Origin of the sequence: Dyella amyloliquefaciens (assembly GCF_004296575.1) — a bacterium.
Classification (GTDB): Bacteria; Pseudomonadota; Gammaproteobacteria; order Xanthomonadales; family Rhodanobacteraceae; genus Dyella; species Dyella amyloliquefaciens.
This window is the reverse complement of record NZ_SAYT01000001.1, coordinates 847873-872251: the sequence shown is the minus strand read 5'-3', so window position 1 is coordinate 872251 and position 24379 is coordinate 847873. Positions and strand designations below refer to the sequence as shown.

15 protein-coding genes and 1 pseudogene are annotated in these 24379 nt (G+C 65.6%); 7 read left to right on the top strand and 9 right to left on the bottom strand.

From position 1 onward, the window contains the following. The first annotated feature begins 49 nt into the window (after window positions 1-49). Complete coding sequence (locus EPB08_RS03555) at window positions 50-1450, top strand: sigma-54-dependent transcriptional regulator (protein WP_130617662.1); 1401 nt, start codon at window positions 50-52, stop codon at window positions 1448-1450. Window positions 1451-2385: 935 nt separating this feature from the next. Here the strand turns inward: EPB08_RS03555 and EPB08_RS03550 are convergent. The 7 genes from EPB08_RS03550 to EPB08_RS03520 form a co-directional block, all read right to left on the bottom strand. Beyond that, window positions 2386-3963 (bottom strand): response regulator, encoded by a 1578-nt coding sequence (locus EPB08_RS03550; RefSeq protein WP_130617661.1) that lies wholly within the window; start codon window positions 3961-3963, stop codon window positions 2386-2388. A 35-nt stretch (window positions 3964-3998) separates the two neighbouring features. Further along, entirely contained in the window at window positions 3999-4445 is a 447-nt protein-coding gene (locus EPB08_RS03545; RefSeq protein WP_130617660.1) for a response regulator, read from the bottom strand. Next, window positions 4442-6226, bottom strand: coding sequence for a sensor histidine kinase (locus EPB08_RS03540; RefSeq protein ID WP_165418394.1), 1785 nt, complete (start codon window positions 6224-6226; stop codon window positions 4442-4444). The genes EPB08_RS03545 and EPB08_RS03540 overlap by 4 nt, the downstream gene beginning before the upstream one ends. 139 nt (window positions 6227-6365) lie before the next feature. Then, complete coding sequence (locus EPB08_RS03535; RefSeq protein WP_130617659.1) at window positions 6366-8678, bottom strand: GH92 family glycosyl hydrolase; 2313 nt, start codon at window positions 8676-8678, stop codon at window positions 6366-6368. A 162-nt stretch (window positions 8679-8840) separates the two neighbouring features. Beyond that, the gene (locus tag EPB08_RS03530) at window positions 8841-11285 is read right to left on the bottom strand and encodes a GH92 family glycosyl hydrolase (protein WP_130617658.1); all 2445 of its coding nucleotides are present in this window, start codon (window positions 11283-11285) and stop codon (window positions 8841-8843) included. Between the two features lie 45 nt (window positions 11286-11330). Continuing rightward, entirely contained in the window at window positions 11331-12770 is a 1440-nt protein-coding gene (locus EPB08_RS03525; protein WP_130617657.1) for a glycoside hydrolase family 125 protein, read from the bottom strand. Then, window positions 12754-15510, bottom strand: coding sequence for a beta-mannosidase (locus EPB08_RS03520; RefSeq protein WP_130617656.1), 2757 nt, complete (start codon window positions 15508-15510; stop codon window positions 12754-12756). Before EPB08_RS03520 ends, EPB08_RS03525 begins: the two co-directional genes overlap by 17 nt. Window positions 15511-15865: 355 nt before the next feature. Here EPB08_RS03520 and EPB08_RS03515 point away from each other — a divergent pair, with 355 nt between their 5' ends. The 5 genes and pseudogenes from EPB08_RS03515 to EPB08_RS03500 all read left to right on the top strand — a co-directional run bounded on the left by EPB08_RS03515 (window position 15866) and on the right by EPB08_RS03500 (window position 20849). Beyond that, window positions 15866-16918, top strand: a complete 1053-nt coding sequence (locus tag EPB08_RS03515; protein WP_130617655.1) for a LacI family DNA-binding transcriptional regulator — start codon at window positions 15866-15868, stop codon at window positions 16916-16918. A 30-nt stretch (window positions 16919-16948) separates the two neighbouring features. Further along, window positions 16949-17731: pseudogene (locus EPB08_RS21405) on the top strand (MFS transporter); the annotation flags it as partial. Further along, complete coding sequence (gluP, locus tag EPB08_RS21400) at window positions 17726-18667, top strand: glucose/galactose MFS transporter (protein WP_425598239.1); 942 nt, start codon at window positions 17726-17728, stop codon at window positions 18665-18667. The pseudogene EPB08_RS21405 and the gene gluP, both read left to right, overlap by 6 nt. Beyond that, a complete protein-coding gene (locus EPB08_RS03505) occupies window positions 18667-19644 on the top strand; it encodes a carbohydrate kinase family protein (protein WP_130617653.1) in 978 nt (325 codons plus the stop codon). Before gluP ends, EPB08_RS03505 begins: the two co-directional genes overlap by 1 nt. After that, the gene (locus EPB08_RS03500; RefSeq protein WP_130617652.1) at window positions 19641-20849 is read left to right on the top strand and encodes an AGE family epimerase/isomerase; all 1209 of its coding nucleotides are present in this window, start codon (window positions 19641-19643) and stop codon (window positions 20847-20849) included. Before EPB08_RS03505 ends, EPB08_RS03500 begins: the two co-directional genes overlap by 4 nt. A gap of 508 nt (window positions 20850-21357) precedes the next feature. On the opposite strand, the gene EPB08_RS03495 is transcribed toward EPB08_RS03500, so the two are convergent. Both EPB08_RS03495 and EPB08_RS03490 read right to left on the bottom strand, forming a co-directional pair. Then, window positions 21358-22314, bottom strand: a complete 957-nt coding sequence (locus EPB08_RS03495) for a hypothetical protein (protein ID WP_205746262.1) — start codon at window positions 22312-22314, stop codon at window positions 21358-21360. 131 nt (window positions 22315-22445) lie between these two features. Next, window positions 22446-23069 (bottom strand): hypothetical protein, encoded by a 624-nt coding sequence (locus EPB08_RS03490; protein WP_130617651.1) that lies wholly within the window; start codon window positions 23067-23069, stop codon window positions 22446-22448. Window positions 23070-23417: 348 nt separating this feature from the next. Between EPB08_RS03490 and EPB08_RS03485 the strand changes: the two genes are divergently transcribed. Continuing rightward, a complete protein-coding gene (locus tag EPB08_RS03485; RefSeq protein WP_130617650.1) occupies window positions 23418-24233 on the top strand; it encodes an SDR family NAD(P)-dependent oxidoreductase in 816 nt (271 codons plus the stop codon). The last annotated feature ends 146 nt before the right edge of the window (window positions 24234-24379 follow it).

The window sequence follows — 24379 nt, the reverse complement described above, 5'->3', positions numbered from 1 at the left end:
GAGAGGGTGGGCGGGTATCCTACGCCCGGTATCAATCCATCGAGACGACATGAGCCAACAGACCGTATTGGTCGTCGATGACGAACGCGACATCCGCGAACTCCTTACCATCACGCTCGGGCGCATGGACCTCTTGGTCGATGCCGTAGGCACGGTCACGGAGGCGCGACGCGCCCTCGCCGAACGGCACTACGATCTGTGCTTCACGGACATGCGCCTGCCCGATGGCACCGGCCATGAAGTGGTCGAGGTGATCGCCGCCGACCACCCGGACACGCCGGTCGCCATGATCACCGCCTACGGCAACGTCGATGCCGCGGTGAGCGCGCTGAAAGCCGGCGCCTTCGACTTCGTTTCCAAACCCGTCGACATCCAGATGCTGCGCCGCCTGGTGCGCACCGCGCTGCGACTGGCCGAGGAAAAGCGCAACGGCCAGGCCGCCGCCAAGCCAAACGGCAACGAGCGCCTGATCGGCGAATCGACCGCCATGCAGCAGGTGCGCGGCACCATCACCAAGCTCGCCCGCAACCAGGCGCCGGTGTATATCGCCGGCGAATCCGGCGTGGGCAAGGAACTGGTGGCCCGCCTCATCCACGAGCAGGGCCCGCGAGCCAGCGGTCCGTTCGTGCCGGTGAACTGCGGCGCGATCCCGTCCGAGCTGATGGAAAGCGAGTTCTTCGGTCACCGCAAGGGCAGCTTCACCGGCGCGGTGGGCGACAAGGAAGGCCTGTTCCAGGCCGCCCATGGCGGCACGCTGTTCCTCGACGAAGTGGCCGAGCTGCCCCTGCACATGCAGGTGAAGCTGCTGCGCGCGATCCAGGAAAAGGCCGTGCGCCCGATCGGCGCCCGCGAGGAAGTGCCGGTGGACGTGCGCATCCTCTCGGCCACCCACAAGGATCTCGCCGGATTGGTGGACCAGGGTCAGTTCCGCCAGGACCTGTTCTACCGCATCAACGTGATCGAACTGCGCGTGCCGCCACTGCGCGAGCGCCGCGGTGACGTGCCGTTGCTCGCCAACTTCGTGCTGCGCCAGCTCGCCAACAAGAGCGGCGGCGCGCCGGGTCGCTTGCTTCCTGCCGCCCAGCAGGCACTGGAGGCATACGACTTCCCGGGCAACGTGCGCGAGCTGGAGAACATCCTCGAGCGCGCCATGGCCATGTGCGATGGCGACCAGATCGACGTGACCGACCTGATGCTGCCCCAACGCACGCCGCGCGCGCAGGAAGCAGTGGCGCCGATGACCGGCGCCATGGCATCAGCGCCTGCCCCCATACCGGCCGCGGCACCTTCCGCCAATGGCGGGCTCGACGACTACATCAGCAACCTCGAGCGCACGGCCATCATCAAGGCGCTGGAAGAGTCGCGCTACAACAAGACCGCGGCGGCCAAGAAGCTGGGCATTACGTTCCGCGCGTTGCGGTACAAGCTCAAGAAATTGGGTATCGACTGAACAGGAAAGGCCGGATTGGATCCGGCCTTTTTTGTATCTGGGCAAGGCTCAACCGAATCCGTTGTAGGAGCGCACCCTGTGCGCGAGGCCTTTCGCCTCGGTCTTTCCTATTCGTCATTCCCGCGAAGTCAGGACAAGCGCGTAGGGCGGCCCCGAAGGGGCGAGCGTAGCGAGTCATCTAGCGACTTTGGCCTTCGGTTGCCGTGTTTCTGCCAGGGTGCCGCCTACGACGCAAAGCTAGTCCCTGTGGGACGCGGCGGGCGTTTCGATGTCCTGCCGGCCGCCGAGTCACTTTTCTTTTGTTGGCCCAATAGAAAAGTAACCCAAAGAAAATGGCCTCAAGAGCTCTGAGCGACATGCGGGATAGGAGCGTCGGGTGACCGGGGCAAGTCGAATCAGAGACGTGCTACCTCGTAGGGAACGGCTACACCGCCGCGCGCCGAAGTGCTGAGGGGCTAAAGCCTGTGTGGGGCGACCTTGGAAGTCTCTCGCGAGATTGTCCCCTCACCCCAGCCCTCTCCCCGGAGGGGAGAGGGAGCGGAGCGGGCGCGGCTTTAAGTCCTCAGCGCCACGGCGCGTGGCGGTGTAGCCGCTTGCTAGCGGCGGAGGCGGTCGCAATCAGGGCTCCGAACCCTTTAAGGCCTTTTCCTGCATTCCGCTGCCAGCTCTTCAGGTCATTTTCTTTGGGTTACTTTTCTTTTGGACCAGCAAAAGAAAAGTGACTCGAGCTCCGGCAGGAGATCGAAACGCCCGCTGCGTTAGCGGCAAGCTGGCGGTATGGCATCAACCAGAAGCCGAGGTTCTACCCCTACTACGTTGCCGGCCTGGGGCGAGACCCGCACCCTCACCCCAACCCTCTCCCGAAGGGAGAGGGAGCTAAAGCTCGCACAACCATAGCCGGAGCCTGGGGCCCGTCACGCACGAAGTGTGCTCCCCTACAACGGCGGGCCTTCGGGGAGTACGGAGGCGCTGGCCTCCAGCGCCTCCCGCACGGTACGCAACAGCTTCTGCGTCGAGATCGGCTTGTCGACCAGAAACAGGTGTTCCATCACAGGCAGCTCGTCCATGTCCGGCGGCGCATCGGGCCGCGCCAACAGGATCACCGCGCCGCGATAGCCATGCTCGAACAAGGCGGCCAAGGTTCGCACGCCGGTAAACAGATTCATGTCGGCGTCCAGCACCACCAGATCCGGCACACCCTGCGCCTCGATCCACTGCAGCGCGGCGGTACCGCTCTGGCTGGCGTGCGCCTGGTAACCCCACGAGTCGAGCGTATCGACCAGCAGCGACAGCTGGCCGGCCTCTTCCACCACCACCAGCACGCGTTCGGCCTCGCCCTGCAGGTCCGCCTCTTCCTCCAGCTCGAGCTCCAACGGCAGTTCCACCAGCGGGATGTAGAGATGGAAAGAGGTGCCCTGCCCCGGCCGGCTCTCAACGCGCATCACGCCGCCGTGCGCGGTGACGATGCGGCGACAGGAAATCAGGCCCAGGCCGGTGCCGCTTTCCTTGGTGGTGTAGAACGGTTCGAACATGTGCTGCATGGCTTCTTCATCCATGCCCGTGCCCGTATCGGCCACGGTCAGGCACAGGTAGTTGCCTTCGCGCGCATCTTCGTCCGCAACGAAAAATGCCGAGGGCAAGGTGACCACCCCCGTACGTATATCCAGGTTGCCGCCGGACGGCATCGCCTGGATGGCGTTCAAGCTCAGGTTGAGCAGGCACTGCTGCAGTTCGGTGTGGTTGCCGTCGAAGGTGAGGTCGGGATCGTCCGCCCCCATCCCCAGCATGACACCACGGGGCACGCTGCCCTGGAGCAGCAAGTTGAGCGCATCCAGCAGTGCGCCCACGCGCACCTGTTCTGCGCGCCGTGCACCGCGCGCGAAGGACAGCATGGACTGCACCATGTCCAAACCACGCTTGCCGCAATCGCGCACGAGGCGTCCCAGGCGCGCAAGGCGCGGGTCTTCCTGGTAATCCTGCAGGCTGTCGCCGGCCAGCAGCAGGGGTTGCAGCAGGTTGCGCAGGTCGTGGCTGAGGCCGCCCGCCAGCATGGCCAGGCTCTCGAAACGCTGCGCGCGGATCAGCTCGGTTTCGGCGCGGCGACGCGCTCGCTGCGCCTCGGCCTCGCGCAGCGCGCGGCGCACTGCCGAGGCAAGGCGCGCCGGGTTCTGCTTGAGGATGTAGTCGGTGGCGCCGTTGCGCAGTGCCTCGATGGCGGCTTCCTCGCCCAGCGTGGCCGAGACGAAGATGAAGGGGAGATCCTGGTCGCGCTCGCGCAGGATATCCAGCGCGCGCTGCCCGGAGAAACCGGGCATGCTGAGGTCGGACAGCACGATGTGCGGATGGAAGTCGTCCAGTGCCTCGACATAGGCGCGTTCCTCGTCCACGAGGTGCACGTCGTAATCGATCGCATCGGCATCCAGCTCCGACAGCACCAGTTCGGCATCGAGCTGGCTGTCCTCGATCTGCAGGATCCGGATTCTGGGTAGGCCCCAGTGTTGCCTCTCCACCATGTGCGACTCCGTCGGGCCTTGCTCTCCGCGTCTGTTCAGGACGCCTCGGGTGACTGGTTGAGCACGGCCCAGAACTGGCCCAGCGTACGCACCGCGTCGAAGAACTGGTCGACGTCGACGGGCTTGATCACATACGCGTTCGCGCCGATGTCCCAGCTGCGCGCCAGGTCGCTTTCCTCGCGCGACGACGACAGGATCACCACAGGCACGCGCCGGAAATGCTCATCGGAGCGCAGCTGCGTGAGCACTTCCAGGCCACCCATGCGCGGCATCTTGATGTCCAGCAGCACCACCGCGGGATCCACCGGATCGCGACCGGCCCATTCGCCACGGCAGTAAAGATAGTCCAGGCAATCCACCCCGTCTTCGAGGTGCACCACAGGATTGGCGAGGTTCGCGCCCGCCAGGGCGTCCATGGCCATTTCAGCGTCCGCGAGACTGTCCTCGACGAGCAGGATGGTGCGTATGTCGCGCTGGTTCATAGCCGCCTCTGCGCAAAGCTCTCTGCCAGGTCGGACGAAGGCAGAGTGAAGTGGAAACGGGCCCCCACGCCAGGTTGCGCGTCAGCCCACACGCGCCCGGCGTGGCGCGTCACGATGCGTCGTACGTTGGCCAGGCCGATGCCGTTGCCGGGGAACTCCGAGGCACGATGCAGTCGCTGGAACACGCCGAACAGTTTGCCAGCATACTGCATGTCGAAACCTGCGCCGTTATCGCTGACGGTGAACTCGTAGCTGCCGTCGCGATTGCGCTGCACGTCCACATCGATACGCGCCACTTCGCGCTTGCCGGTGTACTTCACCGCATTGCCCAGCAGGTTCTGCCATACCGTGCGCAGCATGTTCTCGTCGCCGATGACGATCGGCAGCGGCGCGATCGACCACACGATGTGGCGGCCGTGCGCATCGGTCTCCGCCAGTGCACGCGCCTCGTCCGCCAGCGATTGCATGTCCACCGGCTGCAGGCGCAGGGCGCCGCGACCCAGGCGCGAGAACACCAGCAGGTCTTCGATCAGCAACGCCATGCGGCGCGCGGCGTCGTTGATCACTTCGATGTAGTGACGCGTGCGTTCGTCCGCCGCTTCGCCCAGATGCTGCTGCAGCTTGCCGGCGAAGCCGCTGATGTGACGCAGTGGCGCGCGCAGGTCGTGCGACACCGAATAACTGAAGGCCTCCAGCTCGCGGTTGACGTCCGAGACCTGCTCGATCTTGCCCTCGAGCTGGCGATTGAGCTCCTTCACCTGCTGCTCGACCAGTGCACGCGCGGTGACGTCGCTCAGGGTCAGCAGCAGTACCGGATCGCCGCTGTCGTCCTGCTCCAGGCGGCGCGCATTGATCACCACGTGGCGATCCACGCCGTCCACGGTGCGCTGGATCAGTTCGTAGTCCCACAGTTCGCGGTCCAGCAGCAGCACGTCGTTGAGTCGCTGCAGCAGTGCGCTGTCGGTCCAGGCGCCGTCGCCAATCTCGGTCAACGGCATGGTCTGGCGGAAGTCGGGCGGCAGACCGTACAGCTCGCCGAACGCGGCATTCACCAGCAGCGTGCCCAGGCTGGTATCGAGCAACGCGATCGGTTCGCGTACCGCCTGCACGATGAGTTGCGAGCGCTGCACCGCCTGCCCTTCGCGCTCTTCGGCGCGCAGGCGACGACTGATCTGTCGTTCGGAGACGATCACCACGATGGCCAGCAGCAGGACCTGCGCGATCGCCGTGATGCTCAGGGCCAGGCTGCTGTTGAACGATTCGCGCTGTGCTTCCTCGCGTCGCTCGAGCAGGGTGTTGTTCTCGTTGCGCACGATCCCGTCGATGAGATCGTCCATCTTGAACAGCGTGCCGGAGTCACGCATGGCCTCGGCAGCGCCGGTGTCGTCACCGCGCTCGTGGCGCAGGATCGCCTGACCGGTGAGCGCCATGCGGCCGTTGACCACCGAACTGAGCGAGCCGATCAGCGCCTGCTGGTCGGGGCTGTCGCGCGTCATCTCGCGCAGCTGGGCCAGCAGGCCCGGCACCTCGTGGCTGGCGCGCTCGGCGCGCAGGCGAACCTGCGGGTCGACGTCACCGTGGAGCAGGCGGTAGATCGAGGCCTCGCCGTCGCGTGTCACATACGCGATCCGGTAGGTCAGCGATTTCACCTCGGACGAATGGGTGACGCGCTCGTTGGCCTCGATGGCTTCGCTGGAACCGCTGCGGGTGACCATGTAGGGCAAGGCCACGATCACCAGCACCGCGGCCAGCAGACCGCCAAGGCGCCAGCGCAGCGCCATGCGGTCCTTCAGGGCCGGGCGGAGTGTCGACGCCAGTTTCCAGGATGAGCGCAACATGTGGGGCATGTTTGCAGAATCACCCGGACGATTGCCACCATCTCCGCAAGCTTTTTGCTCCGCCTTTAGTAGGGGACACCTTTTAGCGAGGCGCCGCCGTGCTCATCGACGAAGGCCTCGCTTCCGGCTGGGTTCCCCACGAGTGGTTCGGCTCGGCCTGCATGGTGAAGTGCAGCTCGCCGCCCGCCAGGATCTCGCCATGACGGAGGAACACGCGGTCCAGCGGCTTGCCGTTGAGAGTCACGCTGCCGACATAGGGATGTGCGTTGTCCAGCGGCGAGGCACTGACCGTGAAGGTCTTGCCGTTGGTGAGGTGCAGCGTGGCCCGCTTCACGAACGGGCGGCCGATGGCGTACTCGTCGCTGGCCGGCGTCACCGGGTAGAAGCCCAGGGCGCTGAAGATGTACCAGGCCGACATCTGGCCCAGGTCGTCGTTGCCCGCCAGGCCGTCCGGTCGCGTGGCGTACTGGCTGTCCATGATCTGCTTGAGGCGCTTCTGGGTCTGCCAGGGCGCACCCGCGTAGTCGTACAGGTAGGCCAGGTGGTGGCTGGGTTCGTTGCCGTGGGCATACCAGCCGATCAGGCCGGTGATGTCCTCGACATGCGCGAAGCGGGCCGGGTCCACCTTGGCATCGAACACGCTGTCCAGCTTGGTGACGAAGGGCTGGTCGCCGCCCATCGCCTTCACCAGGGCCGCCACGTCCTGCGGCACGTACCAGGAGTACTGCCAGGCGTTGCCTTCGGTGTAGTCGGTGCCATAGCCGGCGGCATCCGGATCGAACGGCTCGCGGAACGTGCCGTCGGTCTTGCGCGCGCGCATGAAGCCCGTCTTGGAGTCGTAGGCATTGCGCCAGTTGCCGGCGCGCTTGTCGAAGGTGGCCGCGATGTCCTGCTTGCCCATGGCCTTGGCCATCTGGGCCAGCGACCAGTCGTCGTAGGCGTATTCGAGCGTCTTGGAGGCGCCCTCCTGCTCCTTGTCGATCGGCACGTAGCCGAGCTTCATGTAGTCGCCCAGGTCACCGTAGGGGGCGTAGGTGGCGCTGGCCACCATGGCCTTGAGCCCGGCCTCGGCATCGAAGCCGCGCACGCCCTTGACGTACGCATCGGCGATCACCGGCACCGCGTGGTAGCCGATCATGCACCACGTCTCCAGGCCCTGGTACGCCCACACCGGCAGGATGCCGAACGGGCTCGTCTCGCGGGAGGCGATCAACGAGCGGATGAAATCCGTGCTGCGCTCGGGCATCAGCAGGACCATCAGCGGCTGCTGCGCGCGATACACGTCCCACAGCGACCAGGTGGAGTGGAACTCGAATTTGCCGTTCTTGTCGACGGCCTCATGCACCGCGCCATCGGGACCGCGGAACTGGCCGTTCACGTCCATGCTCAGCGTCGGCGACAACAGTGCGTGGTAGAGCGAGGTGTAGAAGCCGACGCGCTGGTCCTTGTCCGCGTCCACGTCGATCACCGACAGCGCCTTGTCCCAGTCGGCGCGCGCTTCGGCGCGACGGGCATCGAAGTCCCAGCCCTGCCCGTCGGCATCGAGGTTGGCGACGGCGTTGGCTTCGCTCACCGAAGAGATCGCCACCTTCACGCCCAGCGGCTGCTTGAGCTGGCCGAAGTCGAACACGCCGACCAGGGCGCGCCCGTTCTGCGCATCGTGGTCCAGCGGCTGGTTGCCGGGGCCCGGGAAACCCTTGTAGAGGATGTCGGCTTCGCGGTTGTACAGCTCACGCGAGGCCATCGGCTGCGAGAAGCGCATGGCGAAGCACAGCTCGCGACCCGGCGCCCAGCCGCGCGTCGTGCGGCAACCGGTGACGGTGCCGTCCTCGTGCACGCGCAGGCTGGACCACAGCACCTTGCCCGCGTAGTCGTAGATGCTGGGACGCAGGTCGAGCAGGAGGTGCGCCGGCTTGCCCGCCGGGAAGGTGTAGCGATGCCAGCCGATGCGGCGCCCGGCGGTGAGCTCGGCGCGCACGCCGTAATCGCTGAGCGTGACCGCGTAATAGCCGGCCTGCACCACCTCGGTGTTGTGGCTGAAGCGCGAGCGGTACCCGCTGCCCGGCTGGGCCGGATCACCCTGCTCCAGCTTCACGTCGCCGGCGATCGGCATCACCAGCACGTCACCCAGGTCCGAATGGCCGGAACCGGAGAAGTGGGTGTGCGAGAAGCCCAGCAGGCTGCTGTCGCCGTACTGGTAGCCGGCGGCCCACTTGTAGGCATGCTTGAAGTCCGGCATCGCCGTGTCGGGCGACAGCTGGATCATGCCGAACGGCACCGTGGCGCCAGGGAACGTGTGGCCATCGCCACCTGTGCCGATGCGCGGGTCGACCTCGGCCGAATGGCCCGCTGTCGCGGCGACGCCGAGGCCCGGCAACAGGGACAAGGCGAGCATGGTCGCAAGCCACGAACGGGATGGGAGACGAGCCATCGGATACCCCTGCACCAGATTTAGATCGTTTGAAATCTAGCAGCGTCCACGACGCCGTGCACGCTGCAACGCATTCTGCGGCGAGGCATGGCCTCGCCGCATCCTGACACCCTCGGCCTGGGTGGCCTAGGCGGTCGCCGGCTTGCCGAACGCCGGCGGGCGGTCGGCGGCGGCCGCACCAAACTTGGTATTCGGCGTGGCCCCCATCTGGAACTCCAGCGTGCCGCCGGCGGCGAGTTCGGCATGGCTGATCCAGCTGCGCGTCCACGGCTTGCCGTTCCACTGCACGGACTGGATGTACGCCTGGCCCGGTCCATTCCCATGGGCCTGGATCACCAGCTTGCGATCACCGGACAGCGCGATCTCCGCGCGATCCAGCAGCGGACTGCCGAACACGTAGTTGGTGCTCACCGGATCGACGGCATACAGGCCCAGCGCACCCATCACGTACCACGCGCTCATCTGGCCGCAGTCCTCGTTGCCGGCGAGGCCATCGGGTTCGGCCGGATACATGGTTTCCAGCAACATGCGCACGCGCGCCTGCGTCTTGTGGTGCGAACCGGTGTACGCGTACAGGTAGGCCACGTGATGGCTGGGCTCGTTGCCATGCGCGTACTGGCCCACCATGCCGGCGATATCCGGCGGCGCGTCGGCGGGCAGGTCCGAGCTCGTGGTGAACAGCTCGTCCAGCTTGCGTTCGAACACCTGCTGTCCGCCGAACATCTCCATGTAGGCGTACAGGTCGTGCTGGTTGAGGAAGGTCGCCTGCCACGCGTTGGACTCGGTAAAGTCGCGCCACTGGCTCGAGTGACCCATGCCGCGCGGATCGAACGGTTCCAGCCACTGCCCTTCGCTGTCGCGCGGACGCACGAAATTGAGCTTCTTGTCGAACACGTTGCGATAGTTGCGCGATCGCTGGCGAAGCGCCGCGGCATCCCCCTTCGCGCCAGCACCCTCGGCCAGCTGCGCCATCGCCCAGTCGTCGTAGGCGTATTCGAGCGTCTTGCTGACCGCCTCGGGTTCCTTGTCGCTGGGGATGTAGCCAAGATGCCGGTAGAACGGCAGGCCACGGTAATCGTCCTCCATCGCACGACGGCGGAAGATCGGCCAGGCGCGCTCGAAGTCGATGCCCTTGAAGCCCTTCGCCTGTGCTTCGGCGAGCACCACGGCAGAGTGATAACCGATCATGCAGCCGGTCTCCACGCCCTGCAGCGGCCATACCGGCGGGCCCTGCGGGCTCTCCGCCGCCATGCGCACCAGGCCGTTGACCAGGTCGGGTACGCGATCGGGCTGGAACAACGTGAGCAAGGGATGCAACGCACGGTAGGTGTCCCACAGCGAATAGGTGCTGTAGTTGTTCTGGCCGCTCGGCAACTGATGAACCGCGAGGTCCATGCCGCGATAGCGGCCATCCACGTCGCCGAACAGCGTGGGCGCCAGCATGGTGTGGTACAGCGAGCTGTAGAACGCGCGCAGCACCGGCTGCGAGGAGGACTCGATACGGATGCGGCTGAGCTCGTGCTCCCATGCTTCGGCGGCGGTGCGCTGCGCAAGCTCGAAGTCCCATGCGGGCACTTCCGCCTCGAGGTTCTTCAGCGCACCGTCGATGTCGACCGCCGAGATGCCTACCTTGACCAGCAGCGGCGCGTGCGACGCGCGCTTGATGTGCAACGCGGCCTTCAGGTGCGTGCCATCGGCCTCCTTCGAGCCTTCCGCCAGCGCCACGTCTTCGGAGTAGAGCGTTGCTTTCGAGAACGGACGCGACAGCTTCATCGCGAAGTACAGGTAACGGCCGTTCGCCCATTGGTGCACGCGACGCGCGCCTACCAGGGTGTCGTTGCCGACCACGCGCAGCTGCGCATCCGTCACCGCACACGGAACCGTCGCGCCGTCGTGGAATCCGTGGGCGAGGTCGACCAGCAGGTGTCCGTCGCCCTTGCCGTGGAAGGTGTAACGATGCACGCCCACGCGCGGGGTCGCCGTGAGCTCGGCCAGGATGTTGTGGTCGGTGAGATGCACGCGGTAGTAGCCCGGCTGCGCCTGTTCCGACGCCTGGTCGTAGCGTGAGCGATAGCCCTTGCCCGGCACGCCCTTGCTGTCCGCCGGCAGGCGCTGCGACGCCGTCACGCCGTCGAATCGCGACTGGTAATTCTCATCCGGCAGGCCGCGCTCACCGGGCTGCAACATCACCGGTCCCTGTGCCGGCATGACCAGCACGTCGAGCATGTCGCTGGCACCGGTGCCGCTGAGATGCGTATGCGAAAAGCCCATGATCGAGCCATCGCCCTGGTGATAGCCCGAGCTCGCGTCCCAGCCCGCATCGTTGGTATCCGGGCTCAGCTGCACCATGCCGTAAGGCACCGTCGCACCGGGATAGGTATGGCCGTGTCCACCGGTGCCGACGAACACGTCGACATAGGACGAAACACCCTGGGCACCCAAGACGCCAGCGCCTGCGGCCGTCTTTTGCGCGGCGACCGCGCTGGCCACGCTCGTCGCGAGCGACGACAGCGGGCTGCCGAGCACCGCAAGCGCACCCACGCCTTGGAGGAATTGTCGACGGGAAACCATGTGGAACGGTACTCCTGGAATTGACGTTGCCGATGGAAGAGCAGGTCAGCGCAGCAGCGCCGGTTGCGTCCGATGAAGATCGACGATCAGCTCGCCGAACAAGGTATTGGCCCAGGCGAACCAGGCGCGCGTGAAATGCGTCGGATCATCCTGGTCGAAGGTTTCGTGCATGAAGCCGGTGTTCGCATCGGTGTCGCGCAACCAGCGCAGGCACTGGCGGATGCGGGCGGGATCGTCGCTGGTCTGCGCGTACATCATCAGGGACATCGGCCAGATCATGCGCAAGCCCTCATGCGGGCCGCCGATGCCTTCGGCGGCACTACCCTTGAAGAAGTAGGGGTTGTGCGTGCTCCACACGCGCTCGCGCGTGCGCTGGTACAAGGGGTCCTTGCGATCGCAGCAGCCCAGGTAGGCCAGGCTCAGCAGGCTGGGTGCGTTGGCGTCATCCATGAAGACCCGATTGCCGTAACCGTCGATCTCGTAGGCCCAGTGTTCCTGGCCGTTCTCGTCGCGCATGCGGCCATCGCGATGCACCGCCTGCTCCACCTCGTCGGCCAGCGCCGTGCACTCGGCGGCGAACGATTCATCGCGATGGATCGCTCGGATCATCTGCGCCAGCTGGCGCAGGCTGGTGACGGCGAACAGGTTCGCGGGCACGAACAACGGGTACAGGCAGGCGTCGTCGGACGGCCGGAACATGGAATGGATCATCCCGTTCGGCCGCGCCGGATTGCCGTAGCCGTCCAGCATCAGGGTATCGGTGGGGATCTTGGACGGACGCTGGAAATGATACGGCCCGTGACCGTCCTTGCGCTGCTGCTCGCGGAAGGTCTTGAGCACGCGCGCCATCGCGTCGCGCCAGTCGTCGTCGAACGGCTCGGTGTCCCCTGTCGCCTGCCAGTAACCATGCGCGAGGCGGATCGGATAGCACAGCGAGTCGATTTCCCACTTGCGCTCGCCCACGCCGGGTTTCATGTCCGTGTCGTCGTGCAGTGACCACGACAGCGGCTGCGCTTGAGGGTCGGGCATGAACGCATTCGCATAAGGATCGATACGGATGCAACGCGCTTGCCGCCGGATCAGGCCACGGAACAAACGTTGCAGCGCGGGATCCTGCTTTGCCAGCGACAGGTACGGCGACACCTGCGCCGACGAATCGCGCAGCCACATGGCGTTGATGTCACCGGTGATCACGAAGGTATCGGGCTTGCCGTCGAGCGTGCCCAGCTCCACCGTGGTGTCGAGCGTGTTCGGATAGCAGTTCTCGAACATCCAGGCGAGCTTGGGATCGGCGATGCCGGCCTTCACCGCGGCCAGCTGCTGCTCGACGGCGCGACTGACGAACTTGCGCTTGCCCACGGGCGGACGCTGGCTCGCATAGGGCGACGTTCCGCCCGCCAACGCGCGTGCTGGCGTGATGTCCAGCGTCGCCGCCGAGACGGCGGCAGCGCCAAACCATTTCAATACATCACGGCGTGATGGCATGTCTTGCTCCGTGTTGTTCCATGGATGAGCCCACCACGGCGTCTCCCTGCATCACGCCTGCGAGGTTCTGGACCTGCAGCCCATGGAGCATGTCGTCGAGCGAGGCCTTGCTCTTGATGCCGACCGTGACGCTCTGCCCCGGCAGGATGTCGAAGGCGTTGTCGTCCATCTCGGTGTCGATATCGCCGAACGATACCCACACGTCGCGCGCCAGCGCATCGGTGGAAAGGGTGAGCTTGTAGCCGTCCACCGACGGCTCCAGCTTCGTGCGGATATGCGGCGACGGCAGCTTGAGGTTCTTCGCCTCATCGAAGAACACCAGGCTGCGCGATGCGACGCCGTTGCCATCGGTCAGCTCGAACACGGCGAAGGCCGCGAGCGGATCGGCGCCATGCAGCAATTGCGCATCCGTGTAGTTGCCCGACTGGACGCTGCTCAGGGAAGGCACGCTCACCGCACGCTTGTGCTCATCGAGCACCTTGCCGCTGAAATCCATCAGCTGCACGCGCAGGTGGCCACTGAACGACGCCAGCTGATCGGAGACCACGGACACCGCGGTATTGCCGTCATGCCTCAGCGCAGCGACCAGCAAGGGGGCATAGAAGCGCCGCGCATGGAACTGCAGGGCCTTCCAGCGACCGTAGTAGTCGATGCTGGACCAGGACGCACCGGGCCAGACATCGTTGATCTGCCAGTACAGCGAACCCATCGACTGAGGCCGCGATGCACGCAGGTGCTCGGCGGCCAACTCGATGCCTTGCGCCTGCATCACCTGGCTGAGGTAGACGAAGGACGGGAAATCCCGCGGCGTGCCGTAGCTACGCTCGATGTAGAGCAGCAGGCGCTTATTGCCATTGCCGTTGTCGTACTTCTGGTGGGCGCGCATGACCGGCGACTCGGCCTGCATGTCCTCCGGCGCGGCGAACGCGCGGATGGTTCGCATCACCGGGAACGACTGCAGGCCATATTCCGACTGGAAGCGCGGCGTGACGTTGAGGTACTCCGTCAGCGGCTTCGCCTGCCCTGACCACACGTCCCAGTAATGCATGTCGCCATTGTCGGGCACGTTCGCCGGGCCTTCGTAGTCGGTACTGGGCGTGCTTGCCCAGTACGGTACGTCGTGGTCGTAACGCGCCACCACGTCGCGCAGCACGTTGCCGAACAGGTTCACCATGCCGGTGACGATGAGGTCGCGCTCCTTGCCGGTCAGCGATTTGGCGAACGCATCGCGATCCGGCCATGACTCCCAACCGGTCTGCACCTCGTTGTTGCCACACAACAGCACGATGCTGGGATGGTTGCGCAAGCGCTTGACCTGTTCGATCGCTTCCTGGCGCGAGTTCTCTACGTAGGCGGTGTCGTTGGGCGGGATCGCGCCGCCGAACATGAAGTCCTGCCAGACCATGATGCCGAAGCGGTCGGCCAGCTCGTAGAAGCGATCCGGCAGGTAATAGCCGCCGCCCCACACGCGCAGCATGTTCATGTTGGCATCGCGGGCGGACGCCACTATGTCGTGCATGCGCAACGCGGCGTCACGCGATGGAAAGCTGTCGAACGGGATCAGGTTCGCGCCCTTGGCGAACACGGGGATGCCGTTGACGACGAACTCGAAGCTCCTGCCCCAGCGATCCGGCTGCCTGCGCAGTTCGACGCTACGCAGGCCCACCGACCGTTCGGCGCCATGCAGCACGCCATCGCTGTCACGCAGGGTGACCTTGAAGGTGTACATGTCCTGCGCGCCGTAACCCGTCGGATACCACAGCCGCGGATCGGCGATGCGCAGCGGCAGGCTGATCGGATGATTGCCGGGATCCACCGTCACTTCCCGCGCGAGATGGGCCACGGCTTCGCCGTCGGGTCCCAGCACATCCAGGTTGACCGTCAGCGGCTGGCTCGCATCGACATCCACGTCGATCATGGCGCTGACATGCGCCGCATCCCGATCGACCTGGCTCTGCTCCACGTGGAAGTCGGCGATGCGCAGCGCATCCCAGCTGTCCAGGTGCACGTCCTGCCAGATGCCCTCGGTGACGATGCGCGGGCCCCAATCCCAGCCGTACTGGTAATTGGCCTTGCGCACGTAATTGGCCGTCTGCTTGCCCTTGGGTTCGTCGCCAAAGGCCGAGTCGAACTCGCCGGGCAACGCGTAGGGCTGCTTGAGCAGCCACGGCTGCAGGCGCTTGATCGGCGAGTACAGCCGCACGTCCAGCTTGTTCTCGCCCTTGCGCAGCACGTTCTTCACCGGTACGCGCCATCGGCGGAACATGTTGTCGGCCGCGACCAGCTTGTTGCCGTTCAACAAGACGTCCGCATAGGTATCCAGGCCGTCCAGCACCAGTTCCACGTGCTCGCGCGCCAGCGTGGCCGCATCGACCTCGAAGGTGGTGCGGTACTGCCAATCCGCCAGGCCGACCCATTGGATCTTCGCTTCGTTGTCGCGGTAGAACGGATCGGCCGCCTGGCGGGCGGCCAGCAGGTCGGTCTGCACCGTGCCCGGCACGCTGGCCGGCAGCCACTTGGTGACCTCGGGATGGGTTGCCGCGGCGCCATCACCCGGCGCAAGGCGGAATTGCCAGCCCTGGTCGAGCGTGAGCGTGGTGAGCGGCGCCGACCAGGCCAGCGCGGGGATCAGTGCCAGGAGCAGGCATGCCCTCGTGAAGAAGCCCGATCGCCCCGTGCGCGTTCGGCGCCTGCACTTCCCTTTGCTGCGTGTCTCGCCTGCGTGCTTCGGTACGATCATCTGGATACCTGTCTCACAGCTGCAGGATTCATGGCTACCACGCCAGGAACCGGTCCAATAACGCTGTAGAACCTACTGACAACCGGGTGGACCTACGCCACCCGGGCGTCTCACCGACGGGTGTCATCCGGAGCCATGCCATGCCCATCCGGCCAGGTGCCACCGGACAGCCGCCGGCGCGCCCCAGGTCGTCGCGGGCAAGAATCACGGATCGCGGTTTTCCCCCGATTTAGATCGATTTATATTCCACGGTAGCATCTCGTCGCGACACGATGCATGCCGCATTGCAATATGGCTAAACGACACAGGATTTAGGTTACATTTGGATCGTTCCAACTCACGGAAAGCCGACATCATGGCCACGGAAAGCTCCGCCCCCGTCCACCGCAAGACCACGCTCAGCGACATCGCTGCCGGCTGCGGTGTGTCGCGTGCCACGGTGTCGCTGGTATTGCGCGGCAGCCCGCTGGTGAACAAGCACACGCGAGCCCGCGTGGAAGAAGAGCTGCGCAAGCAGGGTTACGTCTACAACCGGGCCGCCGCCAACCTGCGTCGACGCACGTCGTCCAGCATCGCGCTGGTGGTCAACGAGCTGTCCAATCCGTTCTTCGCCGAATTCGCCGCAGGCGTGGACGAAACCCTGGGCGAAGCGGGCTTCGTCACCTTGCTGGGCAGCACCGGCGAATCGGTCACGCGCGAACAGGCCGTGCTCGGTTCGCTGATCGAACATGGTCCGGGCGGCATCATTCTTTCGCCGGCCGAAGGCAGCGAAGCGCGTGACGTGCTCAGCGCCATCGGCGGGCATCTTCCGGTGGTGCTGTTCAACCGCGAACTGGGCGGACGCCTGCCGCAATACGCGCACTGGGATCGCCTGATGCTGGACAACCAGCCTGGTGCGCGCATGGTGACGGAGCACCTCATCTCGCGTGGTCACCGGCGCATCGCCTTCTTCGGCGGCCATGACGACGCCAGCTCCACGCGCGAACGCCATGCCGGTTACGTGCAGGCGATGAAGGCGGCCGGACTTCCGATCGAACCGCACTGGCGCGTGCAAAGCACGCCCACGCGCATCGATGCGGTGCGCGCCACGCCGGCGCTGTTCGAAGGCGGCAGCATGCCGACCGCGGCGGTCTGCTACAACGACGCGGTGGCGCTGGGCCTGATCCTCGGCCTGCACCAGCGCGGCCTGCAGGCCGGACGCGATTTCGCCGTCACCGGCTTCGACGATATCGCCGAGGCCGCCATGAGCGTGCCGCCGCTGACGACGCTCTCCACCGCACCGAGAGCACGCGGCCGCCAGGCTGCCGAACTTCTTCTCGCCCGCCTGCGTGACCCGCAGGCGCCGGCGAGCACCGTGATCGCGCCGGTGGAGCTGGTCGTGCGCGAAAGCAGCTGTCCCCTTTCCTAAATTGAGCCGCCTCTAACCACGGAATCTCGCATGGCCTTTGCAGCTCCTTCCCCGCGGTCGACGGCAAGCTCCGCGCCCGCTACCGGCAGCACGCGCTACACCGATTACCCCATGGCCATGTCGGTGGCCACCACGATCTTCTTCATGTGGGGCTTCCTCACCGTCCTCAACGACATCCTGATTCCGCACCTGAAGTCGGTGTTCGAGTTGAACTATGCACGCGCGATGCTCGTGCAGTTCACCTTCTTCGGCGCGTACTTCCTGATGTCGTTGCCGGCCGGCCGCCTGGTGGCCGCACTGGGTTACAAGAAAGGCATCGTGGCGGGCCTCGCGATCGCAGCGCTCGGCGCATTCGGCTTCTGGCCGGCGGCCGCGCTGCACTCGTATGCCGCCTTCCTCGCCGCGCTGTTCGTGCTCGCCACCGGCATCACGGTGCTGCAGGTCGCGGCCAACGCGTATGTGGCGTTGCTCGGTCCCGAACGCACCAGCTCCAGCCGACTCACGCTGGCGCAGGCGATGAACTCGCTGGGCACCACGCTCGGCCCGTGGTTCGGTGGCCTGCTGATCCTTTCCGCGGTCACCGTCACCAGCATTCCCGACGACGTGCGCAAGGCGCCGGAAACAGCGCAACTGGTGCAGGTGCTCAACGATGGCGCACCGGCACAGGCCGTCGAGGCCATGCAGCAGGCACCGGCTGACCGTCTGGTCGCCGCGCTGAATGACGCTGCCGCCACCGCGCTCGATCGCCTGCCCGCCGATGCCGTCGCCACCAGCCTCAAGCCGCTGTCGCCCGAGCAGTTGACCAACGTGCTCGACAAACTGCCCGGCGAATCGCTGCTTGCCACGCTGACCGCGCAGTCGCCGCAGCAGCTCGCGGCATTGCCCGTCGATCGACTGGCCGGTGCGCTGGACAAGCTCACCGCTTCGCGCCTGGATGCTGCGCAGGCCGAACAGCTCGCCAGGGTTCGCGCCAGCCTGCTGCCGGAGACGACGCAGCAGTTGCAGGCCTTCCGCCAGAAGCAGGCCGAGCTCGTGCAGGTGCCTTACCTCGGCCTCGGCGTGGTGCTGTTGCTGCTGGCCGTGGGCGTATGGCTGTTCCGCCTGCCGCCGCTCACCGAGACCACCGAGCAGGCCGATACCGTGCATCACACGCTGATGGACGCGCTGCGCCACAGCCATGTGTTCTACGGCGTGCTGGCGATCTTCTTCTACGTCGGCGCCGAAGTGTCGATCGGCAGCTTCCTGGTGAACTACCTCTCGCTGCCCGAGATCGGCCACATGAGCGAGCAGGACGCCTCGCACTACGTCTCGCTGTACTGGGGCGGCGCGATGGTGGGACGCCTCGCCGGCTCGGCCCTGCTGGTGTGGATCAACCCGCGCAAGCTGCTGGCCGTCTTCGCCGCTGTTGCCGGCCTGCTGGTGCTCACCACCATGCTCACGCACGGCCAGGCGGCCATGGTGAGCGTGATCGCCATCGGCCTGTTCAACTCGATCATGTTCCCGACGATCTTCTCGCTGGGCATCGAGCGCATGGGCCCGCTGACCGGCAAGGCGTCCAGCCTGCTGATCATGGCCATCGTCGGCGGCGCGTTGCTGCCGCTGGCGCAAGGTGTGCTTGCCGATCACCTGGGCATCCAGCACGCCTTCGTGCTGCCGATGCTTTGCTACGGCTACATCGTCTTCTATGGCCTGCGCGGTTCGCTGATCCGCAACCCGGCTGTACCCGCCGCCTCCGCTGAGAACGCTTGATGTCCCGCTCTATTCTTTGTTTTGGTGAAGCCCTGATCGATTTCCACAGCGAAGGCAACGACTCCCACGGGTTTCCGCGCAGCTTCGTGCCCTTCGCCGGCGGCGCTCCCGCCAACGTGGCGGTGGCCGTTGCGCGCCTCGGTGGCGCGGCGGCGTTCGCCGGCATGCTCGGCAAGGACGTCTTCGGCGACTTCCTGCTCGACAGCCTGCACAGCGCCGGCGTGGATACCTCAGGCATCGCGCGCACGGACGAGGCGAACACCGCGCTCGCCTTCGTGTCGCTGGACGCCCATGGCGAGCGCAGCTTCACCTTCTATCGCCCGCCCTCGGCCGATCTGCTGTTTCGACCCGAGCATTTTCGCGAGGAGAGCCTGCACAACGCAGCGGTGTTCCACGTGTGCTCCAACAGCATGACCGACCCCGCGCTGGCCGAAACCACGCGCGACGGCATGCGTCGCGCAGGCGCGGCCGGCGCGCTGGTGAGCTTCGATCTCAACCTGCGTCCTGCCTTGTGGCCTCGCGATATCGATCCACGCCCGCTGGTGTGGCCAGCGCTGCATCTGGCCGACGTGGTGAAGCTCAGCACCGAAGAACTCGCCTGGCTCGCCGTGGATGGCGAGGAAGCCGTGTTCGAGAAGCTGTGGGAAGGTCGCACGCGTCTGCTGGTGGTGACCGACGGCCCGGGCGCGCTGCGCTGGTTCCATCCCGATGCGGAGGGCGAGCTGCCGGCCTATGCCGTGCCCGCGGTCGACACGACGGCGGCGGGCGATGCGTTCGTCGGCGGCCTGCTGCATCGACTGGCCACGCTGGAAACCTCGGAAGACCGCATCGATCACCTCGTCACCGAGCTGCCCCGCCTGCACGCCACGCTGCGTTTCGCCGCTGCCTGCGGCGCGCTCACCGTGACCCGCCAGGGTTCGTTTACCGCCATGCCCGACGAAGCTGAAGTGCTGGCATTCATGGAGAACTACGCATGACCACGCCTGATTTCCGCAGCGAGGCATTTTTGCGCGAACACATCGCGCAGACGATGGCGTTCTACCACCCGCACGCGATCGATCCCGAAGGCGGCTTCTTCCACTACTACAAGGACGACGGCACGATCTACGACCGCAGCCATCGTCACCTGGTGAGCAGCACGCGCTTCGTCTTCAACTACGCCATGGCGCACATCGAGTTCGGCAATCCCGAATACCTCGATGCCTTGCACCACGGCCTGCGCTACCTGCGCGACGTGCACCGCAACCCGGCCACGGGCGGCTACGCGTGGACCATCCGCGACGGCAAGCCCGAAGACACCATGTATCACGCGTACGGCATCGCCTTCGTCCTGCTCGCCTACTCCACCGCCAAGAAGGCCGGCGTGCACGAGGCCGAGGCGTGGATGGACGAAACCTGGGAGCTGCTCGAAAAGCACTACTGGGACGCCGATGCCGGCCTCTATCGCGACGAGGCGAACGACCAGTGGCAGTTCACCGGCTATCGCGGCCAGAACGCCAACATGCACATGTGCGAAGCGATGCTCGCGGCGTACCAGGCCAGCGACGAGCCGCGTTATCTCGAGCGTGCCCTGCAGCTCGCCGACCACATGACGCGCCGCCAGGCCGCCAAGGCCGATGGCCTGGTGTGGGAGCACTACGACATCAACTGGAATGTCGACTGGAAGTACAACCTCGACAATCCCAAGCACCTGTTCCGCCCGTGGGGCTTCCAGCCCGGCCACCAGACCGAATGGTCCAAGCTGCTGCTGATCATGGAACCGCTGCTGCTCGAACGCGGCCGCGAGGAAGACTGGCTGGTGCCCACCGCCAAGCACCTGTTCGATACTGCGCTGGCGCGTGCATGGGACAACGAGTTCGGCGGCATTGCCTACGGCTTCGCACCGGACGGCAGCGTGTGCGACGACGACAAGTATTTCTGGGTGCAGGCCGAATCGCTGGCCGCCGCCGCACTACTGCACGCGCGCACGGGGCTGGCCGAGTACGACAGCTGGTACGAGAAGCTGTGGGCGTACTCGTGGGAACATTTCGTCGATCACAAGTACGGCGCGTGGTATCGCATCCTCACCCGCGACAACCGCAAGTACGACGACGAGAAGAGCCCGGCCGGCAAGGTCGACTACCACACCATGGGCGCCTGCTATGAAGTCATCGCGCTGATCCGCGACGGCGGCGAGCCCTGATGCCTCGTTGTAGGAGCGCACCCAGTGCGCGACCGCAGAGCCACGGAGTCACCGCTCCGTAGGCTTTTCGCGCACTGGGTGCGCTCCTACAGATAGAGCGCGTTAATAGCTCGGCGACGCGATGTGCCGTGCCATGGCACGAGCCTTCGAATATTCCCCTCACGGACTGGTCGGGCGCAGCTCGGCCAGCGCCACGCGGGGTGCTCTTACTTTTGGTTATTTTTCTTGACTCCGGGCATCCTGCCCTCCGCTCTTCGGGCCGGCTTCGCCGTTCGCGCGCGCTCCTGCGCATGCGTGAGCAAGCAAAGAAAAGTGACTCGGCTGCAGGCAGGCAGTCGAAACGCCCGCCGCGTAGGCGGCAAGCTGGAGGGGACGCCAGATCAAGAGCAAAAGTCGCTGGACTCCTGCGTTCGCAGGAGTGACGGATAGGAAACGCAATTGCGGACGGCCGTCGCGCACAAGGTGCGCTCCCACAGTCGTTCCAGCCATTCAAGGCGCCGCGTGACGATCAATCGAACGTCACCGCCAGTCCCAGCGACACGCCCTGCACGTTCTGCCCGAACACGTAGCGCACCACGGCGCGAGCTCGCGTGATCCACAGCGGGTGGTACTTGCTGGTATCCAGCTCCAACCCCGCACCGAGCGAGGTCAGGTGGTTGAAGTTGAGCACCTGGGCATCCGCACCGAAATACGAGGTGTGGGCAAACTCCAGCACGTAACGCACGGGCCGGCTCAAGGCATGCCAGCCGGTGGGCGCCCGATAGCGGGCCCACAGGCTGGCGTTTTCGTTGCGCGAATCACCCTGCACCGCCTTGTAGGGCGTGTTGACGCTATGCAGGTAGATGTTCGTGTAGCGCAGCTCCACGTCCACCTCGTAGGCCTCCACGTAATGCTCGTAGTCGAGCATCAGTGACCCACCCGCGCCCGCCGCATCGAGATGGCCGTGCGCGAGGAAGTCCAGGTCTGCGCTTGTGTGATTGGTGATGTACAGGCTCCCCAGCGACAGGTCGCTCTTGACGCGTCCATAGCTGCCCATGGCGATGGGCCGCAGCACCAGGTCGTCGGTCAGGTGGAAGTCCCAGCCCACGCCTGCGGTGGCAATCGCGCTGTTCCAGCGCGTGGGCAGCTCGCGAGTCTCGGTACCGTCACTGCCCACGAATTTGGGATCATAGCGCGCATAGCCGATGGTGCCCTCGAGATAGATCGGCACGCTGTCACTGATCGTGAAGCCGCCACCCAAGGACGTATTGTCGAAGGAAGGATCGCCGGTGGAACGATCCGTGACCGATAGCGCGCCCGAGGTGACATCGGGCGTCTGCGAATACCCCATGAGCGCCAAGACACCATTGGCGCGCTGCTGCAATTGCCCCTTGAGGACTTGCAGCACCAGCCGGTCCTGCGCCAGCACCGACATGGAAAACAGGCAACAAGCCAACGCAACACACACACGCCTTGCGTCGATCACGCAACACCTTCCTCAGCAGTCGGGGCAGTCGCCACAGCTCGTCGCTGTCTTCCCGCCGTCCCTGCAGACGACTTCCTCATGGCTGGCTGCGGCCGGTCGCGAGGCGGCTGACCCCGCGACCGGCGCCGCGCTCACTTCTTGGCCTTGCCCTTGGTGACGCTGATGGCCAGTGCTTCGACGTAGGTGATGCGCACCATCTGGCCCACCTGCAGCTTGCTCATCTGCGCCTGACGCTTGGGATCCTTCACTTCCAGGACGCGCGACTTGCCGTCGGCACCGGTCAGCGTCACGGTGTGGTTCTTCAGGTCCACGGCGGTTAGCTTCGATGTCACCGACACCGACTGGTCGGCAACGCCACCGGGCTTGGCGCCCTTCTCGGCGGTCTGCATGCCGTTCTGGTATTCCATGCCCGCTTCCGCGCTGTCCGCCGGAAGCAGTTCCAGCGCGACGGCGCGCTCGTACTTGGCGGTGACCGTGTCGCCCGCGTGCAACTGGTCAAGGTTCTTGATCTCCGGACCGGCCTTGATGGTTTCTTCGTTGCCCTTGGGGCCACGCAGCACCACCTCGCGGGTCTCCTGGTCCACGCTCACCACGGTGGCGTTCAAGGTGGACTGTTCGCGATTGAGTTCATGCGCCGTGCTGTTGACGGCGGCCTCCTCGGTAGCCTGCTGCGGCAGGGCAAGCGCATACGCCGGCATCGCCATGGCGAGCGCAACCCCCATGGCGACCCTGCGGAACTGATACCGTTGGTTCATTTCACACCTCCTCCTGGTTGACTCGACTGGTTCGAATGCACAGCCGCAACACCCTTTGACGGGCGACCCTTCGTCGGACATCGGGATTGGCCCTGTACAGGGCTTCGTCGCCGGCAACAGTTCGGTTGGGCGAGGACGGTGGCCGCTCCCATGATGGTGTCCATGTTCGGCCAGTACGCGGCCATCCACGAGCGTAAAACCACCCATCGCGGCTAGGTAGTTCTACCGAATACGCGCAACTGCCGGCCGATGCATCAAGGCATGACAGTCGCGGCACGGAGGGCTAGGCTGGGCGATGCCCCAAGGCTGAGACCCCGCGATCTTTCCATCCCCAGGGAGATGTCCGTCATGTTGCCCAAGGAATCCTTCGACACGGCACTCGTCACCGGCGCCTCCACCGGCATCGGCGCAGTCTATGCCGATCGCTTCGCCGCACGCGGCCACCCATTGGTATTGGTGGCGCGGAACAGGGAAAAGCTTGAAGCGCTGGCCGAACGCCTGTCGCGTGAGCATCGTGTGAAAGTCGACGTGCTTCCCGCCGACCTCGCGTCACCGGAGCAGCGTTCGAAGGTGGAACGACGCCTACGTGAAGACGAGTCGATCGGCGTGCTGGTGAACAATGCAGGCTCATCCGTCCCCGGAGGACTCGCCGACGTCGCCCTGGACGACATCGAATCGATGATCCAGCTCAACGTGGTCGCACCCACGCGACTGATCGGCGCCGTGCTACCCGGCCTGCTCGCGCGCCGCCGAGGCAGCATCGTCAATATCGCGTCGGCGCTGGCGATCGCACCGGAACTGTCGGCTGGCGCGTATGCCGCCACCAAGAGCTACCTGCTCACCTATACGCTGACGCTGCACAAGGAGCTCCGCGACAGCGGCATCCAGGTACAGGCCGTGCTGCCCGGCATCACGCGCACTGCGATCTGGGAGCATGCGGGCAAGGACATCGGGAGCTTCCCCGAGCACATGATCATGGAAGTGGACGAGATGGTGGACGCCGCGCTGGCGGGCTACGACATGGGCGAGCTGGTCACCATCCCGTCGCTACCCGATGGTGATGAGTGGCGTCGTTACGACGAAGCCCGCAGGCGACTCGCGCCGGAGCTGTCACGCAGCCGTGCGGCGGACCGCTACAAGAGCGACATCCCCGAAGACGCCTGACTCGCCCTTGCCGTTTGGCCGTCTACACAATTCGGTATCACCGGAGCGCTCCCAGAGGCATATAGTGTGATTGACCGCCGCCCGGCGGCGACGGTCGATGCGGGCGGCACGCCTGCACGCGCCAAGTAAAGACATGGGAGAAAGAC

Excerpts from the sequence above, each read along its gene's own strand:
- EPB08_RS03505 (WP_130617653.1), top strand. The coding sequence starts at position 18,667 with ATGTCCCGCTCTATTCTTTGTTTTGGTGAAGCCCTGATCGATTTCCAC.
- EPB08_RS03545 (WP_130617660.1), bottom strand. The coding sequence starts at position 4,445 with ATGAACCAGCGCGACATACGCACCATCCTGCTCGTCGAGGACAGTCTC.
- EPB08_RS03530 (WP_130617658.1), bottom strand. The coding sequence starts at position 11,285 with ATGGTTTCCCGTCGACAATTCCTCCAAGGCGTGGGTGCGCTTGCGGTG.
- EPB08_RS03550 (WP_130617661.1), bottom strand. The coding sequence starts at position 3,963 with ATGGTGGAGAGGCAACACTGGGGCCTACCCAGAATCCGGATCCTGCAG.
- EPB08_RS03520 (WP_130617656.1), bottom strand. The coding sequence starts at position 15,510 with ATGATCGTACCGAAGCACGCAGGCGAGACACGCAGCAAAGGGAAGTGC.
- EPB08_RS03540 (WP_165418394.1), bottom strand. The coding sequence starts at position 6,226 with ATGGCGCTGCGCTGGCGCCTTGGCGGTCTGCTGGCCGCGGTGCTGGTG.
- EPB08_RS03515 (WP_130617655.1), top strand. The coding sequence starts at position 15,866 with ATGGCCACGGAAAGCTCCGCCCCCGTCCACCGCAAGACCACGCTCAGC.
- EPB08_RS03490 (WP_130617651.1), bottom strand. The coding sequence starts at position 23,069 with ATGAACCAACGGTATCAGTTCCGCAGGGTCGCCATGGGGGTTGCGCTC.
- EPB08_RS03535 (WP_130617659.1), bottom strand. The coding sequence starts at position 8,678 with ATGCTCGCCTTGTCCCTGTTGCCGGGCCTCGGCGTCGCCGCGACAGCG.
- EPB08_RS03485 (WP_130617650.1), top strand. The coding sequence starts at position 23,418 with ATGTTGCCCAAGGAATCCTTCGACACGGCACTCGTCACCGGCGCCTCC.
- EPB08_RS03500 (WP_130617652.1), top strand. The coding sequence starts at position 19,641 with ATGACCACGCCTGATTTCCGCAGCGAGGCATTTTTGCGCGAACACATC.
- EPB08_RS03555 (WP_130617662.1), top strand. The coding sequence starts at position 50 with ATGAGCCAACAGACCGTATTGGTCGTCGATGACGAACGCGACATCCGC.
- EPB08_RS03525 (WP_130617657.1), bottom strand. The coding sequence starts at position 12,770 with ATGCCATCACGCCGTGATGTATTGAAATGGTTTGGCGCTGCCGCCGTC.